Below are 23,593 nucleotides of genomic sequence, written 5' to 3'. Positions count from 1 at the left end.
AGGAGCTTTTCGTGCCTGTTTAAACTAGCGCGGATTTCGGAAGCTCTTGCATGTTTATTGGCGGCGCGGAATGGCGGGCGGGACAGGGTGCATCCGGGCACTAGCTCTGCTTTCTAGCAATTTTTCTCTACTCTGGGGGCGGCAATGGCGGACCTTATTGAGAGCAGCCCAGAGGCCACCGCCTGGATGGCGGAAGCCTTGATCGCCAACGCTGGCGGCGCCGTCTTTGGTCGGCTCGCCAAGTCGGTGATCTGGTCGAATGACACTGACGCGGACGGAAACTTACTCGTGCCGCTGGATCCTCGCCAACTTGCAGCTGAGATCAATGCCGATCACTTTCCATTGCTGCTCGGTCACGATCCGGGACGGCCGCTAGGGAAGGTGATTGCGGCGAAGGTCTTCGAAAACCAGACCGGCAACGTCTTCGTCGCGGCGGTGCTGGGGTTTTATGAGGGTGCTCCGAAGCTAAGTTTTGGTGAGCTCGGCATGGATCCGCTCGCTGACGCGCCGTCGCCGGACACTTTACCGGCTCTTCCGACAGACTTTAGATTCCAGTTGGCGGTCGATCCGCGAGAGATTGATCCCTCATTGGTGAACGAGGTCACCCGCGACGCACCGTTCCCAATCGATTTCCGGGGACGCTCGAATAACGCTGCTGATACTTCGCAGACCTTCCTCGGCATTTCGGTGCTGTTTCTGGCGTTAGTTTGGAATCCATTTGTCACGACGTTTGCCAACGAGGCCAGTAAGGACGTCTACGTCGCCGTGCGAAAGTGGCTCAGGAAGCTGTCTTCGCACATGGCGAAGTGCAGCAATCCTGTAGTCGAACTGCAATCGTTTCACGGCGACTGTCACATCTCGTTCATGTTACGGGGGCACGACGTCGCGCGACATTACAAGGCACACGACGCTCTAGATGGAGCGGCCGCTCGTGCGGCCCAACTTATCGCGCGGATGCGTGCGGCAAGCCTAGCGCCGGTTCGGCTTGTCTATGAATTCCACGCAACCGATGACCTCTGGTATCCTTCCTACGCTGAACTTAGCGATGGCCGCCTTGTGTCCGACGTCGCCACGCTGATCGCCGTCGAAAAGCTACCGCCCGGCCTAAGCCTCGGGATTGCCCTTCCGAACTTGCCTGAGCCTCGCGACGAATGACGTTGAATAGCTGAATTCAGAGAGGCGGGAACTGTCGAGGTCCGGCGGCCGCAGGGTAAGCAGCTCGCCGCAATATTTCGAAGAGATCGCGAGGATCGTCCGGGTCCGCGAGGATGTCGATCTGCTTTTCGTGCCCGTTTAAACTAGCACGGATACCTAGTTTCACACTGCGGGTTGGACGACTATCAGTTGGGCGTTGAATTGGCCTCGCGCTTCGTCGCTCAATGTGCGCAAAGCTTCCTGCTCTGGTGTCATCTGTTTGGGCGCTCTGACAGGCATCGGCGGAGCTCTCTCTCCAATTCGACGGATACCTGCAGGCGGCGCTAGAGGAGATCGAGCCGTCGATCGAAGGTCAAGCATTGGTGCTATTCCTTTAGACCGATCAATCTCTAGTTGGATTTCTTGCGCCCGCGTCGCAGCTGCCCGATTTCGGTCAAGCCAATCTCGCAATTTTTCTCTTACCGGGCGAGCATCCGATTGTAGCTTTTCCGTCAGGCGTGAGCGCACTTGGTCAATCGTCAGGGACTCGATCTGGCGCGGTTCAGAGCAGAAATATGCGCTAGCGCCGTCAAAAGACACCGTGTGGCGAAAGTCATCGGCGATGATCCCAATATCGGAAGGAGACACAAAGATTGATCGTTGTGCCACTCGGTTGGTGGCCCAAGCCGCGTTGATGCCCTCCAAGGTATGAAATCGCGGGGCAACGTAGAACACTTCGTTGGTGCCATCGTCGAGCGCGACCAACGACGTGTGCTGCAGCGAGCGATTGCGCTCGGTAATCGTAAAGCGATAGAAGGGAACAGCTAGAGGTAAACCGAGATTTTTTATCTCATTGGCGCTTCTACGTTGCATCACATGAGAGCGTTTGAATTGAAGATAGAGAGGTAGCCCCGGAGCATCGAGCTTCACGTCATATCCACCCGTTTCTTTCCCCTCTTCAATCAGGCTCGGAAAAATTGGGACCGCTGATAGCGCCATCCAACCAACTAGCTCGTTGGTCAGCGCGAAGCCGTACGTAAACTCTGATATATCCGGCGTCATTCTTGCGATCTACCCTTCATAACGTAGGGTTAGTCGCTCTCTCAAGGTCAGTAAAATGGACATTAGTCCATTATGGACAAGTAGATTCGTCGTCGCCCTAGGCCGGAGATAAGAGCGAGGCGTCAGATTAGAGAGCGATCTCGTGTAGATTCAACGGAGATTTTTCGAGCCTGTTAAACTGGCGAAGATCTCAAGCCGAGGGCGGATTTGAGCTTCGGATTGGATGTGACTCTATTGATCACCACCGTTGCGCTATTGTGAGACCATGATTGACGTCGACGAATATCGAAACATGATCCTTACAGCCAACCATCTGCCGAACGTGGATGGGCGCTACACCTTCTACTACGATGAGACGAACAACGTCAGGAAGCTTCACCTGACCGGGGGCGGAATGAATATTCGTCGGCCCGAAAGTTTCGTGCTGGGAGGGATTGTCCATCGGGGGCGCCCCAACGCTATCGATCTTACCCCGCTTCGCGCGTCCTTACGTCTTCAACCGAACGCAAAGGAGATCAAGCTCAAGCATCTCGGCCAAGGCGACTTCTTGCAATTGCTCAAGTCGGCCAAGGTCGAAGCCTTCCTAAAATGGGTGACCGAACAAGGTTTCCTTGTCCATTATCAGGTCACCGGTCTGCTTTATTGGTCGATCGTCGACATCGTGGATTCGATCCTCGCCGAAGCCCGCGAGCCGCAATTGTACATGGCGCACATGCTTCTCAAAGATGGCCTCTATTCTGTGCTGCGTGACGACGTCGACGGCACCGCTGAATTCCTTGGCCGGTATGGCTATCCTGATGTCGGGCGCCAACGCCGACCTGCGTTTGTGGCCGAACTGCTCGAGTTGGTCGAGAATCGCGAAGATATGCTCGATCATTTCGCATTCTACATGCTAAAAGGCCTGTTGCAGATGGCACGGAAGCTTACCTCCCTGCCGTATCTCGAAGACGAGACGCCGAACGTGCTGATCGAGGGATTTGGTGAGTTTTTCCGGAATCGCCTTTGCCTGTTCAAGAACTCGCAACACATCCTAGATGACGAAAAGGTGATCGAGGCCTATCTTGAGGCTCTACCTTTCACCGAGAAGGGCGCCCCGCTGCGCCATTTCCGGTTCGCTAATTCTCAGAGCGAACCGGGCATCCAGATATCGGATCCGCTGGCAGGCCTGCTTGGCAAGCTCTTCAGCCACATAAATCGTACGCCGTTGGGCGATCTCGAAGCTGAGCTGGAAGCCCTGAGTCCACAGCAACGTCGCTCATTGGCGTTGCTGGCGCGTCTCCTGGACGCATCGACAGACGAATGCCCCGGGTTCGCCCAACACATCATCGCGGATGAAGACCGCCGACGAGCGAGTTTTCTGCTCGAAGGCGATATCCTGCGTTATCGAATTTAGGCGGCCTGAAGGGCGCTCTCGCAGTGACAGGGTTACCCGTGCCTGTCTAAAACCGGCACGGATAACCCAAACTATGGAGCTGCCATCTGTTCTGCTGCCGCCGCAATCCGCTGCTGGGCATCACGCTCGGCATCGACCAAAAGCCGAATTAGCGGCTCCTCGACAGAACCTCGAGCGGTCATGCCTTCAGCAGTGCCTGCCCAAACCCATGTTCTTGTTCGTCTGAGTCCGAGTACCGGCCACGCGCGCGAGAACATAGGATCCCGATCGAGTTCTCTGATGCGCGCTAGGTAATGGTCTAGATTCAGATACACAGAGATTTCTTGGCCGGGTTCGATAGTAAACGGAGGGTCTCGCCCTAGCCCGGTGTCCCCCGGCATTTGGACGGCGTATTGGCGGCGCAGGAATGCCGGCCACTGCCAAGGCCAAGTCCCGCTTCGCCAGCCAACTGTACGGATGTGGGCCACGCGCTGCCCAACGTTGGTAATAGAAATCATCAATAGACGCTGTTCGGGCAAACCGCCGCCGATGGTCAGACGCTCGCCAGCCTTGACCTTGAGCTTCGGGCTGCGCTCAGAAAGGGCAATCCAAAGGGACACGGCAACCGCAGCGAATGTTGCCGCCGCTCCGAGCAGTTGCCCAATAGCTGATAGCTTGGTCCAGAAAAGCTCTTGGTCGGTCATCCATTCCCCCAACTGGTTGGCCTGTTCGGCCATCCTAACATATCGCTGACGGACTGCGCTGCACAGGCGGGGCCGCTTCCGGTGGTGACGGCATATCACTGAGCGTTCCCACGCCAAGGCTGATGGCCCTCGCCGACAGCCGCCCACTGCGTCCGCACTCTCATTCACGCTCCATTGAGTTCCGAGCGACGCCGCGATTGTGCATCTCTCGCCAATTATTGATAATGACATTGACTCGCAATAGCGACAATCATACGAGCCGCGCTTCCCGATCGCATCTTGGAAGGCTCGTCGATGACCATTGCCCGCAGGCACCTCGCTCTCTCCGCTGTGTTGGCGCTTGCCTGGAGCCATCCGGCCTGGGCGGCGGGGCCTGAGGACGAAACCGACGATCAGGCGAAGCCGGAGATCGTTATCACCGGCACGCTGGCGGCGAACCAGAGCGCGTCGTCGACCGGCTTGCCGCTGACGCTGCGCGAGACGCCGCAATCGGTCACCATCATCGACCGCAGCCGGATCGACGATTTCGCGCTGACCAACATCAACGACCTGCTCGACCAGGCGGTCGGGATCAATGTCGAGCGGGTCGAGACCGACCGCACCTATTTCAACGCGCGCGGCTTCGGCATCACCAATTTCCAGGTCGACGGGATCGGCATGCCGTTGCTCTGGGGGCTGCAATTCGGCGCGCTCGACACGGCTTTGTGGGATCGGGTCGAGACGGTGCGCGGCGCCAATGCGATCATGACCGGGATCGGCAATCCGTCGGCGACGATCAATTATGTCCGCAAGCGGCCGACCGAGAACTTCCGGGCCTCGGCCTCGGTCATGGCGGGGTCGTGGAACCAGTTGCGCTTCGAAGGCGACGTGTCGGGGCCGCTCGACGCCTCGGGCAATGTCGCCGCGCGGCTGATCTATGCGCACGACAATCGCGATTCCTGGCTCGACTTCAACCACGTCAACCGCAACGTCTATGGCGGCATCGTCTCGTGGAAGGTCACGCCGCGGCTGACCGCGACGGCGGGCTATACGCGTCAGGAAAACCATGCCGACGGCGTCATGTGGGGCGCATTGCCGCTGACCTATAGCGACGGGACGCGGATCGATTATCCGGTCTCGGCCTCGACCTCGGCGCCCTGGACCTATTGGAATGTCACTGATCAGAGCGCGTTCGGCGAGCTCGCTTACGATCTCGGCGGCGGCTGGTCGGCGAAGGGCGTGTTCACCTACAAGCGCTTCGAGGAAGAAGCGAAGCTGCTCTACGCCTATAATTTTCCCGACCGCGCGACCGGGCTGGGCGTCGCGGGCATGTCGGGCATCTATCCCTCGGCCTATAATCAGTATCTCGGCGATTTCTACGCGTCCGGCCCGTTCAAGCTGTTCGGTCGCCAGCACCAACTGGCGTTCGGCGTCTCGACCGCGCGCTCGCATGGCCGCGAGTGGGAGAATTTCTCGAGCGACGCGATCGTCTTTCCGGCGGTCGGCGATTGGGGCAAGACGATCGTCCCCGAACCGAGCTATCCCGGCGCCTATCTCGCCGCCGACTATACCGACCGGCTGACCCGTGCGTACGGCGCGGCGCACCTCAATATCACCGATCGGTTGAAGGCGGTGGTCGGCGCCAGCGCGATGTGGCTCAAGTCGACCGGCATTTCCTATGGCACCGACCAGTCGCGCGACGCGCATGCGGTCAGCCCCTATGCCGGCGCGGTCTATGACCTGACCGGGAACGTCTCGCTCTATGCGAGCTATACCGACATCTTCAATCCGCAGACCGAAGTCGACATCAACAACCGCAAGCTCGATCCGGCGCGGGGCAGCAGCATCGAGGGCGGGATCAAGAGCGAGTGGTTCGGCGGCAAGCTCTATGCCACCGCGTCCTTGTTCCGCGCCAAGCAGAAGGGGCTGGCATCGGCGATCGGCGCGTTCGGCGATCCCAACGGGCCGTGCGTCAACGGGCCGGTCGGCGGGACCTGTTATGCCGGGGTCGACACCAGCTCGCGCGGGTTCGAGATCGAGATTGCGGGCAAGGTCACCGACACTTGGCAAGTCAGTGGCGGCTATAGCGGGCTGGAGATCGAGGATCAGGCCGGCAACCCGACCCGTACTTTCCTGCCGACCAAATCGCTCAAGCTGTCGACCACTTATACGGTGCCGCGGCTCAACGACCTCAAGCTCGGCGCGCAACTGCGCTGGCAGAACGCGATCCGCTACGCCGATGCCACGGTGCAGAATATGGGTGTGGTGACCGGCGACGTCCTGCTGCGCCAGAATAGCTATGCGGTGCTCGACCTGATGGCGGGCATGCGGCTGCTCGATCACGTCCGCGCGACGGTCAATGTGCGCAACGTCACCGACACCAAATATCTCGCCAGCCTGATGTGGGGGCAGGCTTATTACGCCGCACCGCGCAGCGTGGCGGTGACGATCGGGCTCGATTTCTGATGGCGGTGCGTGCGGTCGATCGGCGCGGCTGGCGCTATCGCGGCAACGTCGCCGTGCGCGTGCTAGCGGCGACGGTCGGCGCTTATGGCGTCGCCTCGTGCCTGGCGATGGCGGTCGCGCGACTGGGCGCGGGCGGGCGGATCGACGCGGTGATTGCGGGGACCTTGTGCGCCTATCTGGCGGTGCCGGCGGTCGCGATCTGGGCGTTCGTCGCGCGCGGACCGTGGCGAGCCTGGGGCGGGGTGGTCGTGCTGGCCGCCCTGTTCGGCGGGCTGGCCTGGATGATCGGGCCGCCGGCGCGATGAGCGCGATCCGCGAGGGGATGCGGCAGGTCATGGCCTGGCTGCACGGCTGGACCGGGCTGGCGCTCGGCTGGGTGCTGTTCGTGATGTGCCTGGCCGGCACGATGAGCGTGTTCAAGCCCGAGATCAGCCGCTGGATGCGCCCCGAAGCGACCGCCAGCGCGGGGCGGATCGAGGCGATCGCCGCGGCGACCAACTGGCTGGCGAGCAGCGCGCGCGGCTCGACCGGCTGGTACCTGACCGCGCCCGACGATCGCGCCAACGTTGTCGAGGCGACCTACGATAAAGGCGGCGACTATGTCGCACGCGCGCTCGACCCGGTCAGCGGCGCGCCGGTCGCGCGCGAGACTTTGGGCGGGGAGTTCTTCTACCGGCTCCATTTCGAGCTCGAACTGCCCTATCCCTGGGGGCGCTGGCTCGCCTCGATCGCCGCGCTGGCGATGCTGACCGCGCTCGTCACCGGGATCATCGCGCATCGCCGCATCTTCCGCGATTTCTTCACCTTTCGCCCGCGCAAGGGACAACGGTCCTGGCTCGACGGGCACAATGCGCTGGGCGTGCTGGCCTTGCCGTTCCATCTGATGATCACCTTCAGCGGGCTGGTCACGCTCGCGTCATTGAACATGCCCTGGGGGATCGTCGCCAATTACGGCAACGACCTGGCGGCGGCGTTTCACGACCTCGCGCCAGGCGCGGTCGACCGGCCGGCGGCGGGGCGTCCCGCGACGCTGGCACCGATCGCGCCGATGCTGCGCGAGGCCGAGCGGCGGTTCGGCGGCGCGCCATTCTCACGGGTGTCGATCGCCAATCCCGGCGACGTCGCGTCGGTCGTCACCGTCTATCGCAGCGACGCCGCGCAGATCGGCGCGACCGTGGCCGAGGTCAGTTTCGACGGGCCGAGCGGCCGGGTGATCGGCGCCTGGAGCGAAGCGCGCCCGGCGGTCGGCACCTATGCCGTGATCTATGGCCTGCACATGGGCCGGTTCGCGGGCGGATTGCTGCGCTGGCTCTATTTTCTCGGCGGCGCGATGCTCACGCTGGCGGTGGCGAGCGGGATGATCCTGTGGGTCGTCAAACGCCGCGAGCGCGCGCCCTTGTCGCTCGCCAACCGGATCGTCGAGCGGCTCAACGTCGGAATCATCGCCGGGGTGCCGATCGGTTTTGCGGCCTATCTCTGCGTGAACCGGTTGCTGCCGATCGGCCTGATCGATCGCGCGCAACAGGAAGTGACCATCGCGCTCGATGCCGCTGGCATCGCGCTTCTCGCTGCGATCGCCGTGCCGCCGCGGCTGGGTTGGCCGCTGCTGCTGGGAGTCCTCGCTTTGCTCTGTTTCGCCGCGCCGGTCGTCGGCGGCGGGCTATCCTATCTGTCGCAGGCATTGGCCCGCGGCGATGCGATGCTGCCCATGGCCGATGCGCTGCTCATCGGCGTCGCCTTGACCGCGCTGGCCTGCATGCGGGCCGTCACCCGCAAGCGCCCCGAAATCCGCAGGCCCGCGCGGGCGAGGGCGATCGCATGACCTTCGCGATGTTGGAGTTCCTCGGCCTCTATCTGCTCGCCGCGTCGATGCAGCCGCATCGCGGCATCCTGCTGGGCGGCTGGCGGAGCATCGCCACGCCACGCGCGACCGTGATCGCCGGCTGGTCGCTCGTCGCGCTGTCGCTCGGCCTCGCCGTCGCTGGGCCTGCGCCGACCGATATCGTCACCTGGTTCGGCCTGCTCCCGCTGGCGTCCGGCGCGATCCTGCTGGGCTTGAGCTTCGCACCGCATCTGGTGCGGGCGTTCGTCGTCGCCGGCCTGGCCGGCGGACTGGCCGCGATGGTTCTGCACTGAGGATGGGCAACCGGGGCGGGGACTCATATTCCCGTCGTCATCCCCGCGAAAGCGGGGACCCATCTCGGAGAGAAGTCACGCACACCACGGCTGTTTGGAAAGCTGGAGCGAGCAGGAGATGGGTCCCGGCTTGCGCGGGGGCTATCACATATCCGACTCGAGCAGTTTCATCCTTCGTCACCCCGGCCTTGTGCCGGGGTCCAACCCTCCACACCGGAATACAGCCTTTGTTGCGCCTTGGATGCCGGAACAAGTCCGGCATGACGGTTGAGCTCGATTGAACGGCTCTACCCCACCCCAAAGTCCATATGCGATGACCCTACCGCTTTCGCCGGGATGACGAGTTCTGTCACCCCGCCGCGATCACGCTGATCTCCACCGCATATTCCGGCCCGGTAAGGCGCGCCTCGACCGTTGCGCGCGCCGGCATTCCGTCGGGCGAGACCCAGGCGTCCCACACAGTGTTCATCTCGGCGAAGCTGGCGATGTCGGCCAGATAGATGGTCGCGCTCAGGATGCGGCCCTTGTCGCTGCCGGCTTCGGCGAGCAGGCTGTCGATCGTGCGCAGGATCTCCGCGGTCTGCTCCGCGACGCTCTTGCCGGCATTTTCCTCGGCGACCTGGCCGGCGGTGAAGATCAGGCCGTTATACGCCACCATCTGGTTCATGCGGGCGGTCGGGTGCCAGCGTTTGATCTCGGTCATGCGATTGTCCCTTTTGAAAAGCAGGCTCAGGCCCAAGCGGAGTCGGCGAGCTGATCGATGGCACCGCGAACGGTGTCAATGACGAACGCCCGCTCTTCGTCGATCAGCGGCAGCCGCGGCGATCGCGTCCATTCGGGCGCGCCATAGACCAGGTTCTCGGCCAGCTTGATGTACTGGACCAGCTTCACATGCGTATCGAGATGGAAGCTCGGCGTGAGCATCCGGTAGAGTTCTCGCGCCTTGGCGAGATGGGCGAGCGGATCAAGCTTGCCGCCGCCGAACAATTGCCCTCGGTCCATCCCGAAAATCCGGGCATCCATACGATTAACCAGACCTTGTTCGCCGGGCCGCTGACCGAGCGCGACGGGGTCAAGACTGCAAAGAACGCCGTGGTCGTCTCGCCGGGCCGGATCGACCGCAGCCCGTGCGGCACCGGCAGTTCGGCGCGAATGGCGCTGATGCACGCGCGCGGCGACCTCGCGGTGGGTGAGCGGTTCGTCCATACCTCGATCCTCGATACCGAATTCGTCTGTGGGATCGAGGAGGAGACCAAAGTGGGCGGCGAGCCGGGCGTGATGACGCGGGTTGCGGGGAGGGCATGGCTGACGGGCGTTTCCTATTACGGCGCTGACCCCGACGATCCGTTCCCGCATGGGTACCGCCTCAACGACACCTGGCTGGCGTGCTGAGGCAGGTCGGCAAACAACAACTCCTCTCCCTTGCAGGGAGGGGGAATCTGTAGGGCCGTTCCGCGATGGATCGACAAGGCGATAATTGTACTGTAAGATTCTGAAGAACAATTATAGCGAGGTGCAGGTGGGATCTTCGGTCGGGACATTGGGATTCGTCGGTACGGGCACGATCGCCGCTGCGATGATCGAGGGGCTGGCGCTGTCGGGCAGCGAGCCGATCATCGTCTCGCCGCGCAATGCCGATATCGCCGCCGACCTCGCGGCGCGCTTTGCCAATGTCACGATCGCTGCCGACAATCAGGCAGTGGTCGATGCCAGCGACATGGTCGTCCTGTCGGTCCGCCCGCAGATCGCCGATGAAGTGCTGCGGCCGCTCAATTTCCGTCCCGACCAGCATGTCCTGAGCCTGATCGCGACGATCTCGCTCGAGTATCTCCACGAGGTCACCGCGCCCGCCGCGACCGTAACCCGCGCCGTGCCGCTGCCGCCGGTCGCGCGCGGGCAGGGGCCGACCGCGGTCTTTCCGCCCAACGCGCGGGTGAAGGCGCTGTACGACCGGCTCGGCGTCGCGATCGAGCTTGGCGACGAAAGCGAGTTCGACGTGTTCAGCGCCGCGACCGCGACGATGAGCAGCTATTTCGCCTTCGCGCGGACCGTGACCGCCTGGATGGAAGCAAACGGCGTCGATGCCGCCAAGGCGCACGCCTTCATGGCCCAGATGCTGGAAGGTCTCGGCAGTGCCTCGCCCGCCGCCCCCGAGCGGAGTTTCGCGCAACTCGCCGACGAATATCAGACGCGCGGCGGGATCAACGAACAGGTGTTCCGCGCGATCACCCGCGACGGCGTGCTGCCCGATCTCGATGCCGCGCTCGACGGCGTGCTGGCGCGGCTGCGCGCGGGCCGCGGGATCACGGACTGATGCGCGCGGTGCATACCCTGATCGGCGACCTGATCGGGGCAATCGGTGCGCCCGATTTCCTGGCCATGGCGGCGGACAGCGTACGGCGCTTTGCCGGCTTCGACCTCGCCGCGATCGTCCTCCATCCCGATGCCGATCGGCCGCGCGTTCTGTTCGACGATTTCGACCGGATCGGGCGGCGCGAGGCGATCGAGACCTATGCGCGCGTGACGCATCGCATCAACCCGATGCTGGCGCGGCCCGGCGTGGTCCGCGCGCGCGACTTCGCCGGCACCGCGCCCGATCGCATCGCGGCGCTGCGCCCCTGGCTGGTCCCCGCGCCGGAGGAGGAACTGGGGTTCCGCACCGCCGGCTGGCCCGAGCGGCAGGAGGAACTCGGCCTTCATCTGCGCGGCTGGGGTGGGACGATCGAGCTCGGCCTCTATCGCGAGCGCGGCCGCCATGCCGCGCCGGCCGCGATGCTGCGCGCACTCGACGCCGCCACCACGCCGATCGCCGCGGCGTTCGAGCGCCATCGCGCGCTGACCGGCGAAGGCGCCGCGCTGCGCGCCTGTCTGTCGCCGCGCGAGAACCAGGTGTGCGACTTGCTGCTGCTCGGCTGTTCGAGCGATGCCATCGCGCTGCGGCTCGGGATCAGCCGCCACACGGTCAAGGATCATCGCAAGCAGATCTTCCGCAAGCTCGGCATCGCATCGCTGGCGGAGCTGTTCGCGTCGGTGCATTGAACAATTCTTCCCCGGTCAGGGCAGGACCATCGCATATGGATGGGATGGGCATCTTCTCGTTTAGCCGTCATGCCGGACTTGTTCCGGCATCCAATGAGCAACAACGGACTGATTCCGTTGTGGAGGGTTGGACCCCGGAACAAGTCCGGGGTGACGAGGGCTGAAGGCGAAAGCGAACGGGCCGGATCGCTGCCCCTAATTCATATGCGATGACCCTGCCCGCCAGGGGAGATTGGTGTGGAGTCGATAACCCCCTCCCGAGAGGGATGGTATCGCCACCGCGATCCGGCACAATCGCGCGTGCCCGAACGGGGCCAGGAAAGGGAAGACGATGCGCTACGTCCGGATGCCGATCGAGGTCGAATCGCCCGAGGAATATGGGTACGGTAATATTCGCAACAATCTGTCCGAGAGCTCGATCGTCGATCAGTCGATCGGCAGCCTTGGCCTGACCGTCCCCGATCTCACCTTGCTGTACGGCGAGCATCGCGGCAGCGAGCGGTTGCGGTCGCTGATCATCGATGAAGCGCCGAGCCTCGCCGTCGACGACGTCCTGATCTGTGGCGGCGCCGCCGGCGCGCTGTTCATTATCGCCACCGCCTTGCTGAGCAGGGACGACCATCTCGTCGTCGTGCGTCCCAATTACGCGACCAATATCGAAACGCCGCGCGCGATCGGCTGCCAGATCGGCTTCATCGATCTCGAGTTCGAGACCGGGTTCGCGCTCGATCTCGACAAGGTCGCGGCGGCGATCACCCCGGCGACCAAGCTGATCAGCGTCACCTGTCCGCACAATCCGACCGGCGTGATGATGAGCGAGGCCGACCTCACCGCGCTGGTCGCGCTGGCGGCGGAGCGCAAGTGCCTGTTGCTGGTCGACGAGACCTATCGCGACCTCGCCATCACCACCAAACTGCCGATCGCCGCGTCGCTTGGCAAGCACGTGATCAGCGTGGCGTCCTTGTCCAAAGCGTTCGGCGTGCCCGGCATCCGCGTCGGCTGGATGATCAACAGCGACCCCGCGCTGATGGAAATATTCCTCGCCGCCAAGGAACAGATCAGCATCTGCGGCAGCGTGATCAACGAATGGGTCGCCGAGGAAATCCTGGCAAAGCGCGACGCTTTCCTGGCCCCGACGCTCGCCGAATGGCGCCGCCGCCTCGACCGCGTCGCCGAGTGGATGGCGGGCGAGGAATTGCTCGAATGGGTGCGCCCGTCGGGCGGCGTGGTGTGCTTCCCACGGATGAAGGCCGACCCGCCGGGCGGGACGGACGCCTTCTATCGCCGCCTGCTCCAGGACCACGGCACCTATGTCGGGCCGGGCCATTGGTTCGAGATGTCCGACCGCTATTTCCGCGTCGGCTATGCGTGGCCGACCGCCGGCCAGCTCGACGCCGGGCTCGTCGGCATTTCCGCCGCGCTGCGCGGCTGACCTCCAAATCCAAGGATCGACATGACCGCCCTGATCGACCGCATCCGTGACGCCCATGTCGCGATCCGCCCGCACGTCATGGTTTCACCGCTCCAGCGTAGCGACGCGCTATCGGATGCGCTCGGCTGCGATCTCTGGCTGAAATGCGACCATCTCCAGCCGACCGGATCGTTCAAGCTGCGTGGGGCAACCAACAAGGTGCGGCTGCTCGCGCCCGATCACACTGAGGTGTTCACTGCCTCGACCGGCAATCACGGCCGCGCGGTCGCGCATGCCGCCGCCGCGTTCGGGATCGGCGCCACCGTCTATGTCAACGACAGCGCGCCGCAGATGAAGCTGGACGCGATCCGCGCGCTGGGCGCCAAATTGGTGACGGTCGAGGGCAATTCGCTCAACGGCGAACTGCAGGCGCGCGCCGAGGCCGAGCGGCGCGGCGTGCCGTACATCCCGCCGTATAACGATTACGACACGATAAGCGGGCAGGGGACGATGGGGCTCGAACTGATCGAGCAGGCTGACGATCTCGACGCGGTGTTCATCTGCACCGGTGGGGGTGGCCTGACTGGCGGCGTGGGGACGGTGTTCAAGGCGCTGTCGCCCAGGACGCGGATCGTTGCGGTTTCGCCCGCGGCCTCGACCTGCATGCTCGACTCGCTCGAGGCCGGCGAGATCGTCGAGACGCCCGAAAGCCCGACCTTGTCCGACGGATCGGCGGGCGCGATCGAGCCGGGATCGGTGACCTTCGCAGTCTGCCAGCAAGTGATCGACGAAACGGTCCGGGTCAGCGAGCTCGAGATCGCTCGGGCGATGCGGCGGCTCGCCGAGAGCGACCGCTGGATGGTCGAGGGCGCGGCCGGTGCGGCGCTGGCCGGATTGGTGCAGGTTGCTGATCGCTATTGCGGCAAGAAGGTCGCGGTGGTGCTGTGCGGGCGGAACGTCGCGCTCGACACGTATCTGGGGGCGCTGGAGATGGAGCGGGGGTGATTGGGGTCGGCGGGTGCGTTCGCCTGATCGCTAGCTGGGGCGTGGACTCGTAAAGCGGTCTGTTGGCGAGCGACCCAGTTGCGGGCGTTCGATCGCCGGTAAAAAGAATGGCAGGAAATGGGCCGTAAGCAGCCTGGCAGGTTTTGGACGGCCTGAGGTGCGAGGCAGACATTCATTCAGCCGGTTCGTGATCTCACGACCACGGATCGTGCGGGGTTAGGACGTTCTCTGTCAGATTGGCGCGCTCGTAGTTATCGAAAACGACATTCTTTCGGGCCGCCGCGGCACTCCAGAGTTGCGACCCGGCAGCGCCGGGAATCACAATAGCAGAATGTTCAGGACCGGCCCGACGAATGGAAACGCATATCGGTTTCGATGCGGTCGACCAGCGCGCCGACATCCGACTCTTCGAAGATTTCGATTGGTCCGGGCGACTTTTTCAGGATTTTCAACGCACGGCGATAAGCACCATCGAGACTTGTGTCGGAGGGCGCGCCGACGATAAAATAAGGATGCACCGCTTCGGCCGCTTCCGGGAGCACCGAGGCGAGTTGCCCGAGCCACCGGTGGGCCTTGCGGTAAATCCCTTCCGCGTCGGCCAGATCAAGCGACACGGGTTCGTAGACATGCCACGCGCCGTTTTTCCATCCGTGCTGAAACTCGATGCGATCGTCGCCGCCGACGACTACCTTGGGCTCCAGCGTCACCGGCAGTTGCCGCTGCTCCAGCTCCAGGCGGACCGGCTTCCATATCTCCTCGTCGGAGCGACGCGGCTGCGCCTTGGCGTCGTATTTGGTCACCATCCTTCGAAAGACGCTCTCGAAGGTCTTTTCGGGATTGTCGGTCAAGCCCGTAATCTGGGGCGACCACTGGAGCGAACTTGAATCTGAGGGAATGACCGAGCGCGCCACGTCCAGCGCTGTCTCGGACGTCCTAAACAGCCGTTCTTCGGAGACAGTTTTCGCCACCCGCTGTAAGAGCCGATTCACGGTCCGCATCGTTTCGCGAAATGCATTGTGATCCAGCGGGAAGAAATCGTGAATGCGGCCGACGGTGGTCCGCGTTCTCCCCAGCAGCACTGCATTCTCGTTGGAGGTAGCCGGGCATAGCATGACGACGCCAACGTTCACGAACTCGAAAGTCGAGGGGTCGTGAAGGTATCGCAACACCGTACAAGAATATTGGCGCTTCAGCATTTCAGCACCCTTTGCACCTCTGCGACGCAAGCAGCAATGTTATCGCGCGCCGTGCGCAGCCTGTCGATAGCGCTCGCGATCGCCGCCGCCCCGGCCGGCCAGGGCGCCGTGACGCTGTCGCCATATTGGGCGAGCGCCTCATCGGAAAGGTGTCCCCACGCCGTCACCACTGGCTCCCAATTCATGTCCTTTCCGCGCAGCGCATCGCGAAAAATATGCCATCCAGGCGTTGCTAGAGACTGAAGACCGCCAACGACCCACGCATCGCCCAATCCGAGCAGGAACTCTGGAAAGCACAATTCGTGATCGATGATCCGCAGCTCGTCGCCGGCTCGAAGGCAATTCGGATTTTCCGGGCGGCGATCGGCATTCTTCGCGATAGCATCGAAAACGAGGATTGCCGCGGCAAGATCGGGTATCCCACCGGTCAGCGGCGCGCTGGCGATCCAGGTCGTATAGCCGTCCGGTAAGCGGCGCGAGCCGAATGCCGTGGCTGGTCCGGCATTGGCCCTTGCCGCCCAGCCCGGGTTCGCTACCGCGACCGCGCTGATCCAGTCAGGGTCGAGATGGACGAGATAAGGTTGCGGGACGCGCAGTCCGAGATCGGCCGCGACGCACGCCACGAAGCCTTCCATCGCCAGACCCGCGGCACCGCGCTCCGAGCCCGCCGGCAGTTTGAGTACGACCTCAATCTCGACGTCATTTTCGTCTTCGCACAAAACGAAGGCCGGCTGCGTCTTTCCGGTCGGCGCCTGCTGAATGAATTCGAGCGGGGTCAGCTGGCCAAGCACCGGCCGTGCTTACCTGCCGATCGTGGTCCTGTCCAATTTACTCGAGCGCCAACGAGAGCGACAAAGGACCGTTAGCAGGCCAAGTTGCGCGTAGGCTATCAACCGGGCAGCTTGCCTGCGAGAAGCGTGGCGGGGCACAAATGTCGAAAGAACAGCTGGTAATTCGAGTTATCCAGGAGGCCACCAGCGATCGCTGGTGGGAGCTGGTGCCCGCCGCCCTAGGCGCGGTTTTGGGTGCCGCTGGAGCCGCGATCCCCGCCTTCATTCTAGCAAGACGCAGCGCCAAAGATACGTTGGCCCGAGACACCGCCGCTCGAACGGCCGAGGAGCGGGCCACCGCCTTCCGCGGTATGGTCAAGCTCGTCCAAATTCTGAATGGGGCGGCGACGCTGCATCACCAAGTGGAGGAAACCATCGGCAGCGCTGAAGCGCGCGGCCTTAAAAAAGCCGCCCTGTGGCAAAAACTGCTGCCTATGACCGGGTTTAGTGACGCGCCGACCAAGTTCGAATCGGGTGAAATCGCGCTCGTTTTCGCGACCGGAGATGTCGGGTTGGGGAACGAGATGATGTTGCTAGCCGAGCGACTTGCGGCGAGCGAAGGTTCTCTAAAAGACTATTCGAGCCGTCGCCGGGATCTGGGCGATCAATTGGGCGCGCAAATGGACGGTTCGATTGGCACTACAATACTGACCGGTGAACAGATGGCGAAATATACGCCCCGGGCGGTTGAGCTCGAGTCCGCGGCGCAGCAGCTGCGCGAACATCTCGCTAGAAATGACGAGATGGCAAAGGGCTTGCTGCCTCGTTATCGCGACGCCATGCGAGGTTACTTCAAGGACGACAAAATGCTAGCTTTCGACGTTGTTGAGCCTGGCAAGGGCGTCGGCGGTATGTAGGCTACGGTCCGGCGAACGACAGCGGGAACATCCGCTTGTGGGACTTCCGCTGCCCACATTGAACGACCGGATATAGGGCGCCTTGCTGACGAACCATCCAAAGCGGCTCGCATGGCGGCTCCCGACCCAATCCTTGCCGTTCGAGCTGCCGACGCTTAGGCTCGACTATCATAACCGACAGAGCTGCTTGTAAGGAGCAGGCTGGAGATTGGGACGATGCCCGAGCTGAATGGTGTTGCGCCTTATTTCGAGGTCTTCGACATGATCTCGTCGGTTTCATTTTACCGCGATCAACTTGGCTTCACAGTGCTCTTCGCTTCCCCAGAGGTGGACACGAACGAAGGCCGTTTTTCGCATTTCGTACGACTTGGCCGGGGTCGGGCGGAAATTATGCTCAATACGGCATATGACTCCAATGAGCGGCCGCCCGATCGGCATGAGCCGCGGTGGCAAGGAACCCGGCACACGCGCCTTTATTTCGATTGTGACGATGCGCGCGCCTTGCACGAAGAGTTCACGGCTCGGGGCGTAAAGGCAGACCCGCCCGAGATAACCAGGTACGGAATGCTCGGTTTTTCGATGACCGACCCGGACGGCTATGGCCTTACATTCCATCAAGCCGTGCGACGCGATGGGGCGAACCCAGTGGCGGTTTAGGAAGGCTGCACCGTAGGAGCGGTCCTACCGCTTTCCACTCATTTTCAGCCGCTCAGCCCTTGTACTTATGCGGGCGTTTATGGCTTCACCGCCTAGATCGCTCCCAACTTCCCCGGTCACTCTGGACTTGGTCTGGGGTCCAAGCCTCCCAAACGGACTCCAGCCGTTGCGGAACGTTGGATGCCGGGACAAGCCCGGCATGACGAGGTGAGGGCACCGCTATCGATCACGCCGCCCGGACATCCCGCCGCCGCACGTTCGCGATCGACCACAAGGCGGCCGGCAGGAACAGCAGCACCAGCGGCACGGCGGCGACCAGCCCGAAGATGATCGCCGTCGCCAGCGGCTGTTGCAGCCCCGCGCCGCGGCTCACGCCCATCGCCAGTGGCGCCAGGGTCAGCACGGCGATGAGCGCTGACATCAGGATCGGCCGCAGCCTTTTGGCCCCGGCCTCGCGCAACGCCTCCAGCGTCAGCGCGGCGTCGCGATCGATTTCCGCCAGGAAGAAGATGACGAGTTCGGTGACCATCCCGACCACCATGGTCAGGCCCATCAGCGCCGAGATGTTGAGCTCGATCCCGGTCGCCCACAATCCGGCGAGCACCGCGGCGGCGGACAGCAGGACCGTCGCCAGCGCCGCGCCGGTCCAGGCGAGGCGCTCGAACAACAAGGTCAGCAGCAAGGCGGTGAGCAGGACGGCGGCTGCGAAGACCAGGCTGAGGTCGGCGAAGCTCTTCTGCTGTTCGGCATAGAGGCCGCCATAATCGACGCGGACCGAGGCGGGCAGGTGGAGGCCGTCGACGGTCGCCTTCACGTCGCGCATGCCGGAGCCGAGGTCGCGTCCTTCGAGCCGCGCGGTCACGGCGATGAACGGCGCGAGATCCTCTCGGGTCAATTGCTGCTGGCCGGGGTCGATCGAGACTTTCGCGATCGCGCCCAGCCGGACGGCATGGCCGTCGGGCGCGGTCAGCACCAGCGCGGCGATCTGGTCGGTGCGGCGGCGCAATTCCTCGGGCGCGCGGACGCGGACGCCGACCAGTTGCTCCCCGGCGCGGACATTGGTCGCGGCCGACCCGCCGACCAAAGCCTCGACCTGGCTCGCCACCGCATCAGGGTCGAGGCCTTGTTGCGCGGCGGCGCCGGGATCGACGCGCACGCTGACGGCATCGCCGGCGACGCGCAGGCCGTCGACCACTTCGACCACGCCGTCGATCTTGCCGATCGCCCCGCCGACCTTGGCGGCGGCATCGGCGAGCTGCTTGGGATCGTCGCCGAACAATTTGACCTCGATCGGCTCGGGCACCGCGGTGAGGTCGCCGATCAGGTCCTCCATCAACTGGATCAGTTCGACCTCGAGCCCCGGCACCTTGGCCGCGACCTGCTGGCGGATATCGGCCATCACGTCTTCGATCGGCCGGCGCGATCCGCCCTTCAATCGGATGAAGTAATCGCCTTCGTCGGCCTCGGTCAGGCCGCCGCCGAGCTGGAGGCCGGTGCGGCGCGAATAGCTGGCGACTTCGGGGGTGGCGCGGATGATGTCCTCGACCTGGCGGAGCAGACGGTCGGTATCCTCCAGGCTGGCGCCCGATTGCGCCTTGTAGTCGAGCACGAAGCCGCCTTCGTCCATCGCCGGCATGAAGCCCGACGGGACATGGCTCCAGGCCAGGACGCCAAGCACGACGAGCGCGGCGGCGACGATCCCGGCGAACAGCGCCGGGCGCTTGAAGGCGCCGTCGCCGGCAGCAGCGTACCATTTGCTCAGCCGCGCCATGAACCCGTCGGCACGCTCGGCTGCCTCGGCGTCCTTGTCGCGCAGCCAGTGCGCGGCGATCAGCGGGATGACGTAGCGGGCGTAGAGCAGCGACACGGCGAGCGCTGCGACCATCGTCACCGCGAGCGCCTGGAAGAAGCCGCCGGTAACTCCACTGACGAAGGCCAATGGTAGGAACACGATGATCGTCGCCATGGTCGACCCGACCAGCGGACGGCCCATTTCGGCGGCGGCCTCGAGCAGCGTCGGCGGCGTCGTCGCGCGGCCTTCCTGCATCCGGCGCATGACATGTTCGAGCATCACCACCGCGTCGTCGACGACGAGCCCGACCGCGGCAGCCATGCCGCCCAGGGTCATCATGTTGAAGCTCATGTGGAGCGCGAACAAGGCGAGGCAGGTTGCGGCGAGCACGGCGGGCAGCATCAGTCCGGTGATCAGCATCAACCGACCCGAGCGCAGGAACAGGAACAAGACGAGGCCGGCGAGGATCGCGCCCAGGATGATCGCGTCGCGCACCGCATCGGCGGCGCCGGTGACGAGTTCGGACTGGTCGTAGAAGGGAGTCGCCTTGACGCTGGGCGGCAGGCCGGCCTGTTTCAGTCGCGCGTCGACCGCCTTGACGATCGTGACGGTGTCGCCAGTCAGCGCCTGGCGGACATTGACCAACACGGCGTTGCGGCCGTTCGAGGTGACCTTGGTGAAATCGGGCGCCGCGGCGGGATGGATGTGCGCGACCTGGCCGAGCGTGACGAGGCCGGCACCGCTGGTCTGGCCCGACTTGACCGGGATCGCGGCGATATCGGCGGCCGAGGCGACGCGGTTCTCGACCAGCACGAGGTAGAGCCGGTGGCGGTCCTCCATCTTGCCGACGCCGCGCACGCTATTGGCCTTGCCGATTGCGGTGGCGACATCGGGCAAGGTCAGGCCGAGCGCCTGGAGGCGGCCGGGATCCACATCGACCGCGAATTCGCGCGGGGATCCGCCGAGCACATCGACGCCGGCGACTCCGGGGACGGTCGACAGCGCTGGCAGCACCTTGAGTTCGGCGATCTGACGCAGCGCCTGCTGGTCGAGATTGTCCGAGGTCAACGCGATACCGAGCACCGGGAAAATCGTCGGGTCCGAACGGCGGACCTCGAACCGCGTACCCGCGGGCAGATCGGGCAGGATCGTCGCGATCGCACCCTGCGTCGCGAGCGTAGCCTGGGCCATGTCGTCGCCCCAGTCGAAATTGAGCGCGACTTCGGCCGATCCCCGGCTGGTGGTCGAGCGGATGCGCGTCACGCCGGGGACGGCGCGCAACGCGACCTCGATCGGGCGGGTAATCTCCGCCGCCATCTGCGCAGCGTCGCGATCGCCGGCATCGACCGCGACGACGACGCGCGGATAATCGATATGCGGGAACAGGCTGACCGGCAGCTTGGTCGCGGCGAGCAGGCCACCGAGAGTCAGCAGCGCGACCGCGAGCCAGATCGACCGCGCGTGGCGCGAGAGTGCGGCGCTCATTTGGTCCGCACCTGCATGCCGTCTTCCAGCGCGGTGCCGCCCTCGGTCACGACCTGATCGCCGGGCTTCACGCCATTGACGATGACCACGCGGTCGCCGCTGACCGGGCCGGTCTCGACATCGCGGCGATGCGCGACGCCCTTGCTGACGACGAAGACAAAAGGCTGGCCGGCATCGTCGAGCAGCGCGCCATAGGGAATGGTCAGCGCCGCGCCGCCGCCATTGCTGCCCAGATCGAGCTGGCCGTTGAGCGCGGAATTGGTGCCGATTCCGGAGCCCGGCGGCACGTTGATGAACAGCGAGGCGAGCCGTGTGGTCGGGTCGACCACCGGATCGACAGACAGCACCGGTGCGGAGAATGGCACGCCGCTCGGCGGAGTCACGCGGATCACCATACCGGGCCTGATCCGTGACGCCTGTGACGGGTCGAGGCCGAAGCGCGCGCGCAGATTGCCCGAGCCGGCGATCGAGGCGACCGCGGTGCCGGCCGCGACGAGATCGCCGGGGGCAGAAGCAACGCTCTCGACGAAACCGGCGGTCGGCGCGCGCAAGGTCAGCGCGCCATTGCGGGCACCCAGGCTGGCGCGGGTCGTGCTCGCGCTCTGTGCCGCGGCGCGGGCGGTCTCGACATCGGCGTCGCTGACCAAACCATCGGCGCGGAGGCGTTGCGCGCGGGCGTAAGCGGCTTGCGCCGTCGCAGCGTCGGTCGCCGCCTTGGCGTAGTCGAGCTTGCTGGTCGGACTGGGGGCGAGGCGGACGATCACTTGCCCAGCACCAACCTTGGTGCCGACCGGCGCTTCGATCGCGACGACGGTCGCTTCGGCCGGGGCCGCCAGCACATGCTTGCCCATCGCGCCGGCTTCGACCGCGCCATAGACGGTCAGCGTCTCGTCGACCGTGCCCTGTTGCGCGGGCGCGAGCGCGACCAAAGCGACGGGCTTGGCCTCGCCATCGGCGGCATCCTCGCCCGCACCGCAGGCGGCGAGCAGGATCGCCAGGGTCAATGCCAGTCCGGCCTTCATTTCCAATCCTCCCTGGGCACGCCCGTCAGCAATTCGAGCGCAATCATCGCTTCGTCGATCGTCTGGTCCGCGGTCGCCAGCTCGACCCTTTTGTCGCGCAACGCGCCCTCGGCGGTTTCGGCGGTGGCGCGCGACACATCACCACGCGCGGCGGCGGCGCGACTGACGCGCGCGAGCCGGTCGAGCTCGGGCAGCTGTGCTCGCACCGCGTCGCGCTGGCGCCGCGCCAAGCTCACCGCGCTCGCCGCGGCGGCGATGTCGGCGCGGGTCTGGAACAGGCGGGCATCATATTCGGCCTTGAGCTGCTCGCGCGTCGCGCGCTCGACCGCGATCCCGCCACGATTGCGGTTCCATACCGGCAAGGTGAAGTCGACCGTCGGCCCCAGGATGTTGTTGCCGCCGGTGTCGCGAGTGAAATTGAGGTTGAGCGCGAGGCTGGGGAATTGATCGAGGATCGCCTTGTGCACCGCGGCTTCCTGTGCGTCATAGCCGGCGCGCAACGCCTGCAGATCGAGGCGATTGTTGAGCGCGATCTGCGTCAGCCTGGCGGGATCGAGCGCGGGGGCGTCGTCGACGCTGGGGGCTAGCCGCAACTGGGTTTCGGGCGGCAGGCCGAGCAACTTGACCAGCTCGAGCCGCGCGGCGTCGAGATCGTGCTCGGCGGTGCGCAATTTGTCGGCGGTGGCGACCGCGTCAGTCCGCACCGCCTCGACGCTGGTCGAGGCGACATCGCCGCGCGCCGCCGCGCGCAGATTGCGCGCGAGCAATGATTGAGCTTCGGCATCGTCGATCCGGAGCAGATCGATCGCGCCCTGGAGTCGGCGGATGCGCACCGCCTGCAGCCGCGCTTGCCCCGCGGTCTGCCATTCGGCCCAGGCGAGATCGAGCCGCACCTGCTTGGCTTGCGCCTCGGCCGCCTGACGGCGAACCTTGCCGGTACGCAGGGCATTGAGGTCCAGGCCCAGCCCGCTGGCGATCTCGCTGAACGGATCCGGCCCCGACAGGATACCGCCCAGGCCCAGGCTGAAGGTCGGATCGGGCAACAGGCGCGCGGAGAACACCTGGGCGTCGGCGACGCCGGCCTTGGTGCGCATCGCCTTGAGATCGGGGTTGTTGAGCACCGCGATCACCGCAAGGGCATTGTCGTCGAGCGGTGCCGCGAGATCGACATTGGCCGGCTTGAGATAGGGCCGGTCGATCGTCGCGGCGTCGCGACTCAGCGCAGCGATGTCGCTGTCCGACGGCGTCGTCGCGAGCGGCCGCGGCGTATAGGAAGCGCATCCGGCCAGAAGAAGCAGGGCGAGCGCCGGGCCGGAACGGGGGGCGAGCGATTGCAACATGACTCCTCCCTAGCAAATCTCTACTGACACGGTCCTGACGAACGCGAAAATACAATCTGTCAGCCGAGTGTCAGCGAACCGGGCGCATAGGAGGCCTTGATGACGA

At 64.4% G+C, this 23,593-nt stretch carries 22 protein-coding genes; 13 read left to right on the top strand and 9 right to left on the bottom strand.

Annotation, left to right across the window (positions count from 1 at the left end; translation table 11 throughout):
- Window positions 1-144 precede the first annotated feature (144 nt).
- Window positions 145-1,155 (top strand): hypothetical protein, encoded by a 1,011-nt coding sequence (locus tag SMA01S_RS03555; RefSeq protein ID WP_066817313.1) that lies wholly within the window; start codon window positions 145-147, stop codon window positions 1,153-1,155.
- Window positions 1,156-1,317: 162 nt separating this feature from the next.
- On the opposite strand, the gene SMA01S_RS24445 is transcribed toward SMA01S_RS03555, so the two are convergent.
- On the bottom strand, window positions 1,318-2,196 hold the full coding sequence (locus SMA01S_RS24445) for a hypothetical protein (protein WP_157093774.1): 879 nt from the start codon (window positions 2,194-2,196) through the stop codon (window positions 1,318-1,320).
- 265 nt (window positions 2,197-2,461) lie between these two features.
- On the opposite strand from SMA01S_RS24445, the gene SMA01S_RS03550 reads away from it, so the two are divergent.
- Complete coding sequence (locus SMA01S_RS03550; protein ID WP_066817311.1) at window positions 2,462-3,589, top strand: DUF3800 domain-containing protein; 1,128 nt, start codon at window positions 2,462-2,464, stop codon at window positions 3,587-3,589.
- 71 nt (window positions 3,590-3,660) lie between these two features.
- Here SMA01S_RS03550 and SMA01S_RS03545 read toward each other — a convergent pair whose 3' ends face one another.
- Entirely contained in the window at window positions 3,661-4,305 is a 645-nt protein-coding gene (locus SMA01S_RS03545) for a hypothetical protein (RefSeq protein ID WP_066817309.1), read from the bottom strand.
- Window positions 4,306-4,566: 261 nt separating this feature from the next.
- Here SMA01S_RS03545 and SMA01S_RS03540 point away from each other — a divergent pair, with 261 nt between their 5' ends.
- Genes SMA01S_RS03540 through SMA01S_RS03525 form a run of 4 tightly spaced genes read left to right on the top strand, consistent with a single transcriptional unit; the run spans window position 4,567 to window position 8,853 of the window.
- The gene (locus tag SMA01S_RS03540; RefSeq protein ID WP_066817307.1) at window positions 4,567-6,717 is read left to right on the top strand and encodes a TonB-dependent siderophore receptor; all 2,151 of its coding nucleotides are present in this window, start codon (window positions 4,567-4,569) and stop codon (window positions 6,715-6,717) included.
- A complete protein-coding gene (locus tag SMA01S_RS03535) occupies window positions 6,717-7,022 on the top strand; it encodes a DUF3649 domain-containing protein (RefSeq protein ID WP_066817306.1) in 306 nt (101 codons plus the stop codon). The genes SMA01S_RS03540 and SMA01S_RS03535 overlap by 1 nt, the downstream gene beginning before the upstream one ends.
- Window positions 7,019-8,539 carry a PepSY-associated TM helix domain-containing protein gene (locus SMA01S_RS03530; protein ID WP_066817304.1) on the top strand — a complete coding sequence of 507 codons (1,521 nt, stop codon included), beginning with the start codon at window positions 7,019-7,021 and terminating at the stop codon, window positions 8,537-8,539. Before SMA01S_RS03535 ends, SMA01S_RS03530 begins: the two co-directional genes overlap by 4 nt.
- A complete protein-coding gene (locus SMA01S_RS03525) occupies window positions 8,536-8,853 on the top strand; it encodes a DUF3325 family protein (protein WP_066817302.1) in 318 nt (105 codons plus the stop codon). Before SMA01S_RS03530 ends, SMA01S_RS03525 begins: the two co-directional genes overlap by 4 nt.
- Before the next feature lie 349 nt (window positions 8,854-9,202).
- Here SMA01S_RS03525 and SMA01S_RS03520 read toward each other — a convergent pair whose 3' ends face one another.
- Window positions 9,203-9,556: a RidA family protein gene (locus SMA01S_RS03520; protein WP_066817581.1), complete on the bottom strand. Its 354-nt coding sequence runs from the start codon at window positions 9,554-9,556 to the stop codon at window positions 9,203-9,205.
- 26 nt (window positions 9,557-9,582) lie between these two features.
- On the bottom strand, window positions 9,583-9,744 hold the full coding sequence (locus tag SMA01S_RS03515) for a hypothetical protein (protein WP_218016817.1): 162 nt from the start codon (window positions 9,742-9,744) through the stop codon (window positions 9,583-9,585).
- Here SMA01S_RS03515 and SMA01S_RS03510 point away from each other — a divergent pair, their 5' ends adjacent.
- The 5 genes from SMA01S_RS03510 (at window position 9,745) to SMA01S_RS03490 (ending at window position 14,308) form a co-directional block, all read left to right on the top strand.
- Window positions 9,745-10,245 (top strand): proline racemase family protein, encoded by a 501-nt coding sequence (locus tag SMA01S_RS03510; protein WP_084250023.1) that lies wholly within the window; start codon window positions 9,745-9,747, stop codon window positions 10,243-10,245.
- Window positions 10,246-10,330: 85 nt separating this feature from the next.
- Entirely contained in the window at window positions 10,331-11,167 is an 837-nt protein-coding gene (locus SMA01S_RS03505; RefSeq protein ID WP_218016816.1) for a pyrroline-5-carboxylate reductase, read from the top strand.
- Window positions 11,167-11,892, top strand: coding sequence for a LuxR C-terminal-related transcriptional regulator (locus SMA01S_RS03500; protein WP_066817299.1), 726 nt, complete (start codon window positions 11,167-11,169; stop codon window positions 11,890-11,892). The genes SMA01S_RS03505 and SMA01S_RS03500 overlap by 1 nt, the downstream gene beginning before the upstream one ends.
- Before the next feature lie 331 nt (window positions 11,893-12,223).
- Window positions 12,224-13,324: a pyridoxal phosphate-dependent aminotransferase gene (locus tag SMA01S_RS03495; RefSeq protein WP_066817298.1), complete on the top strand. Its 1,101-nt coding sequence runs from the start codon at window positions 12,224-12,226 to the stop codon at window positions 13,322-13,324.
- A 21-nt stretch (window positions 13,325-13,345) separates the two neighbouring features.
- Entirely contained in the window at window positions 13,346-14,308 is a 963-nt protein-coding gene (locus SMA01S_RS03490; protein WP_066817297.1) for a threonine/serine dehydratase, read from the top strand.
- 335 nt (window positions 14,309-14,643) lie between these two features.
- Here the strand turns inward: SMA01S_RS03490 and SMA01S_RS03485 are convergent, their stop codons facing one another.
- Window positions 14,644-15,504, bottom strand: a complete 861-nt coding sequence (locus SMA01S_RS03485) for a DUF3037 domain-containing protein (protein ID WP_066817296.1) — start codon at window positions 15,502-15,504, stop codon at window positions 14,644-14,646.
- Window positions 15,498-16,295: a HipA family kinase gene (locus SMA01S_RS03480; RefSeq protein WP_066817295.1), complete on the bottom strand. Its 798-nt coding sequence runs from the start codon at window positions 16,293-16,295 to the stop codon at window positions 15,498-15,500. The genes SMA01S_RS03485 and SMA01S_RS03480 overlap by 7 nt, the downstream gene beginning before the upstream one ends.
- A gap of 140 nt (window positions 16,296-16,435) precedes the next feature.
- Between SMA01S_RS03480 and SMA01S_RS03475 the strand changes: the two genes are divergently transcribed.
- Together SMA01S_RS03475 and SMA01S_RS03470 are read left to right on the top strand one after the other, a co-directional pair.
- The gene (locus SMA01S_RS03475) at window positions 16,436-17,191 is read left to right on the top strand and encodes a hypothetical protein (RefSeq protein ID WP_066817293.1); all 756 of its coding nucleotides are present in this window, start codon (window positions 16,436-16,438) and stop codon (window positions 17,189-17,191) included.
- A 216-nt stretch (window positions 17,192-17,407) separates the two neighbouring features.
- The gene (locus SMA01S_RS03470; protein ID WP_066817291.1) at window positions 17,408-17,848 is read left to right on the top strand and encodes a VOC family protein; all 441 of its coding nucleotides are present in this window, start codon (window positions 17,408-17,410) and stop codon (window positions 17,846-17,848) included.
- A 226-nt stretch (window positions 17,849-18,074) separates the two neighbouring features.
- Here the strand turns inward: SMA01S_RS03470 and SMA01S_RS03465 are convergent, their stop codons facing one another.
- From SMA01S_RS03465 to SMA01S_RS03455, 3 genes are read right to left on the bottom strand one after another with little or no spacing between them, the layout of a single operon-like run.
- Window positions 18,075-21,125, bottom strand: a complete 3,051-nt coding sequence (locus SMA01S_RS03465; protein ID WP_066817289.1) for an efflux RND transporter permease subunit — start codon at window positions 21,123-21,125, stop codon at window positions 18,075-18,077.
- Window positions 21,122-22,147, bottom strand: a complete 1,026-nt coding sequence (locus SMA01S_RS03460) for an efflux RND transporter periplasmic adaptor subunit (RefSeq protein WP_066817287.1) — start codon at window positions 22,145-22,147, stop codon at window positions 21,122-21,124. Before SMA01S_RS03460 ends, SMA01S_RS03465 begins: the two co-directional genes overlap by 4 nt.
- A complete protein-coding gene (locus SMA01S_RS03455) occupies window positions 22,144-23,487 on the bottom strand; it encodes a TolC family protein (protein WP_066817285.1) in 1,344 nt (447 codons plus the stop codon). Before SMA01S_RS03455 ends, SMA01S_RS03460 begins: the two co-directional genes overlap by 4 nt.
- Window positions 23,488-23,593 lie beyond the last annotated feature (106 nt).

The organism is Sphingomonas mali NBRC 15500 (assembly GCF_001598415.1).
Classification (GTDB): Bacteria; Pseudomonadota; Alphaproteobacteria; order Sphingomonadales; family Sphingomonadaceae; genus Sphingomonas; species Sphingomonas mali.
This window is presented reverse-complemented; position numbering and strand designations above follow the sequence as displayed.

Coding starts and splice junctions, on each gene's coding strand:
- SMA01S_RS03555 (WP_066817313.1), top strand. CDS start 145: ATGGCGGACCTTATTGAGAGCAGCCCAGAGGCCACCGCCTGGATGGCG.
- SMA01S_RS24445 (WP_157093774.1), bottom strand. CDS start 2,196: ATGACGCCGGATATATCAGAGTTTACGTACGGCTTCGCGCTGACCAAC.
- SMA01S_RS03550 (WP_066817311.1), top strand. CDS start 2,462: ATGATTGACGTCGACGAATATCGAAACATGATCCTTACAGCCAACCAT.
- SMA01S_RS03545 (WP_066817309.1), bottom strand. CDS start 4,305: ATGGCCGAACAGGCCAACCAGTTGGGGGAATGGATGACCGACCAAGAG.
- SMA01S_RS03540 (WP_066817307.1), top strand. CDS start 4,567: ATGACCATTGCCCGCAGGCACCTCGCTCTCTCCGCTGTGTTGGCGCTT.
- SMA01S_RS03535 (WP_066817306.1), top strand. CDS start 6,717: ATGGCGGTGCGTGCGGTCGATCGGCGCGGCTGGCGCTATCGCGGCAAC.
- SMA01S_RS03530 (WP_066817304.1), top strand. CDS start 7,019: ATGAGCGCGATCCGCGAGGGGATGCGGCAGGTCATGGCCTGGCTGCAC.
- SMA01S_RS03525 (WP_066817302.1), top strand. CDS start 8,536: ATGACCTTCGCGATGTTGGAGTTCCTCGGCCTCTATCTGCTCGCCGCG.
- SMA01S_RS03520 (WP_066817581.1), bottom strand. CDS start 9,556: ATGACCGAGATCAAACGCTGGCACCCGACCGCCCGCATGAACCAGATG.
- SMA01S_RS03510 (WP_084250023.1), top strand. CDS start 9,745: ATGCGTATCGAGATGGAAGCTCGGCGTGAGCATCCGGTAGAGTTCTCG.
- SMA01S_RS03500 (WP_066817299.1), top strand. CDS start 11,167: ATGCGCGCGGTGCATACCCTGATCGGCGACCTGATCGGGGCAATCGGT.
- SMA01S_RS03495 (WP_066817298.1), top strand. CDS start 12,224: ATGCGCTACGTCCGGATGCCGATCGAGGTCGAATCGCCCGAGGAATAT.
- SMA01S_RS03490 (WP_066817297.1), top strand. CDS start 13,346: ATGACCGCCCTGATCGACCGCATCCGTGACGCCCATGTCGCGATCCGC.
- SMA01S_RS03485 (WP_066817296.1), bottom strand. CDS start 15,504: ATGCTGAAGCGCCAATATTCTTGTACGGTGTTGCGATACCTTCACGAC.
- SMA01S_RS03475 (WP_066817293.1), top strand. CDS start 16,436: ATGTCGAAAGAACAGCTGGTAATTCGAGTTATCCAGGAGGCCACCAGC.
- SMA01S_RS03470 (WP_066817291.1), top strand. CDS start 17,408: ATGCCCGAGCTGAATGGTGTTGCGCCTTATTTCGAGGTCTTCGACATG.
- SMA01S_RS03465 (WP_066817289.1), bottom strand. CDS start 21,125: ATGAGCGCCGCACTCTCGCGCCACGCGCGGTCGATCTGGCTCGCGGTC.
- SMA01S_RS03460 (WP_066817287.1), bottom strand. CDS start 22,147: ATGAAGGCCGGACTGGCATTGACCCTGGCGATCCTGCTCGCCGCCTGC.
- SMA01S_RS03455 (WP_066817285.1), bottom strand. CDS start 23,487: ATGTTGCAATCGCTCGCCCCCCGTTCCGGCCCGGCGCTCGCCCTGCTT.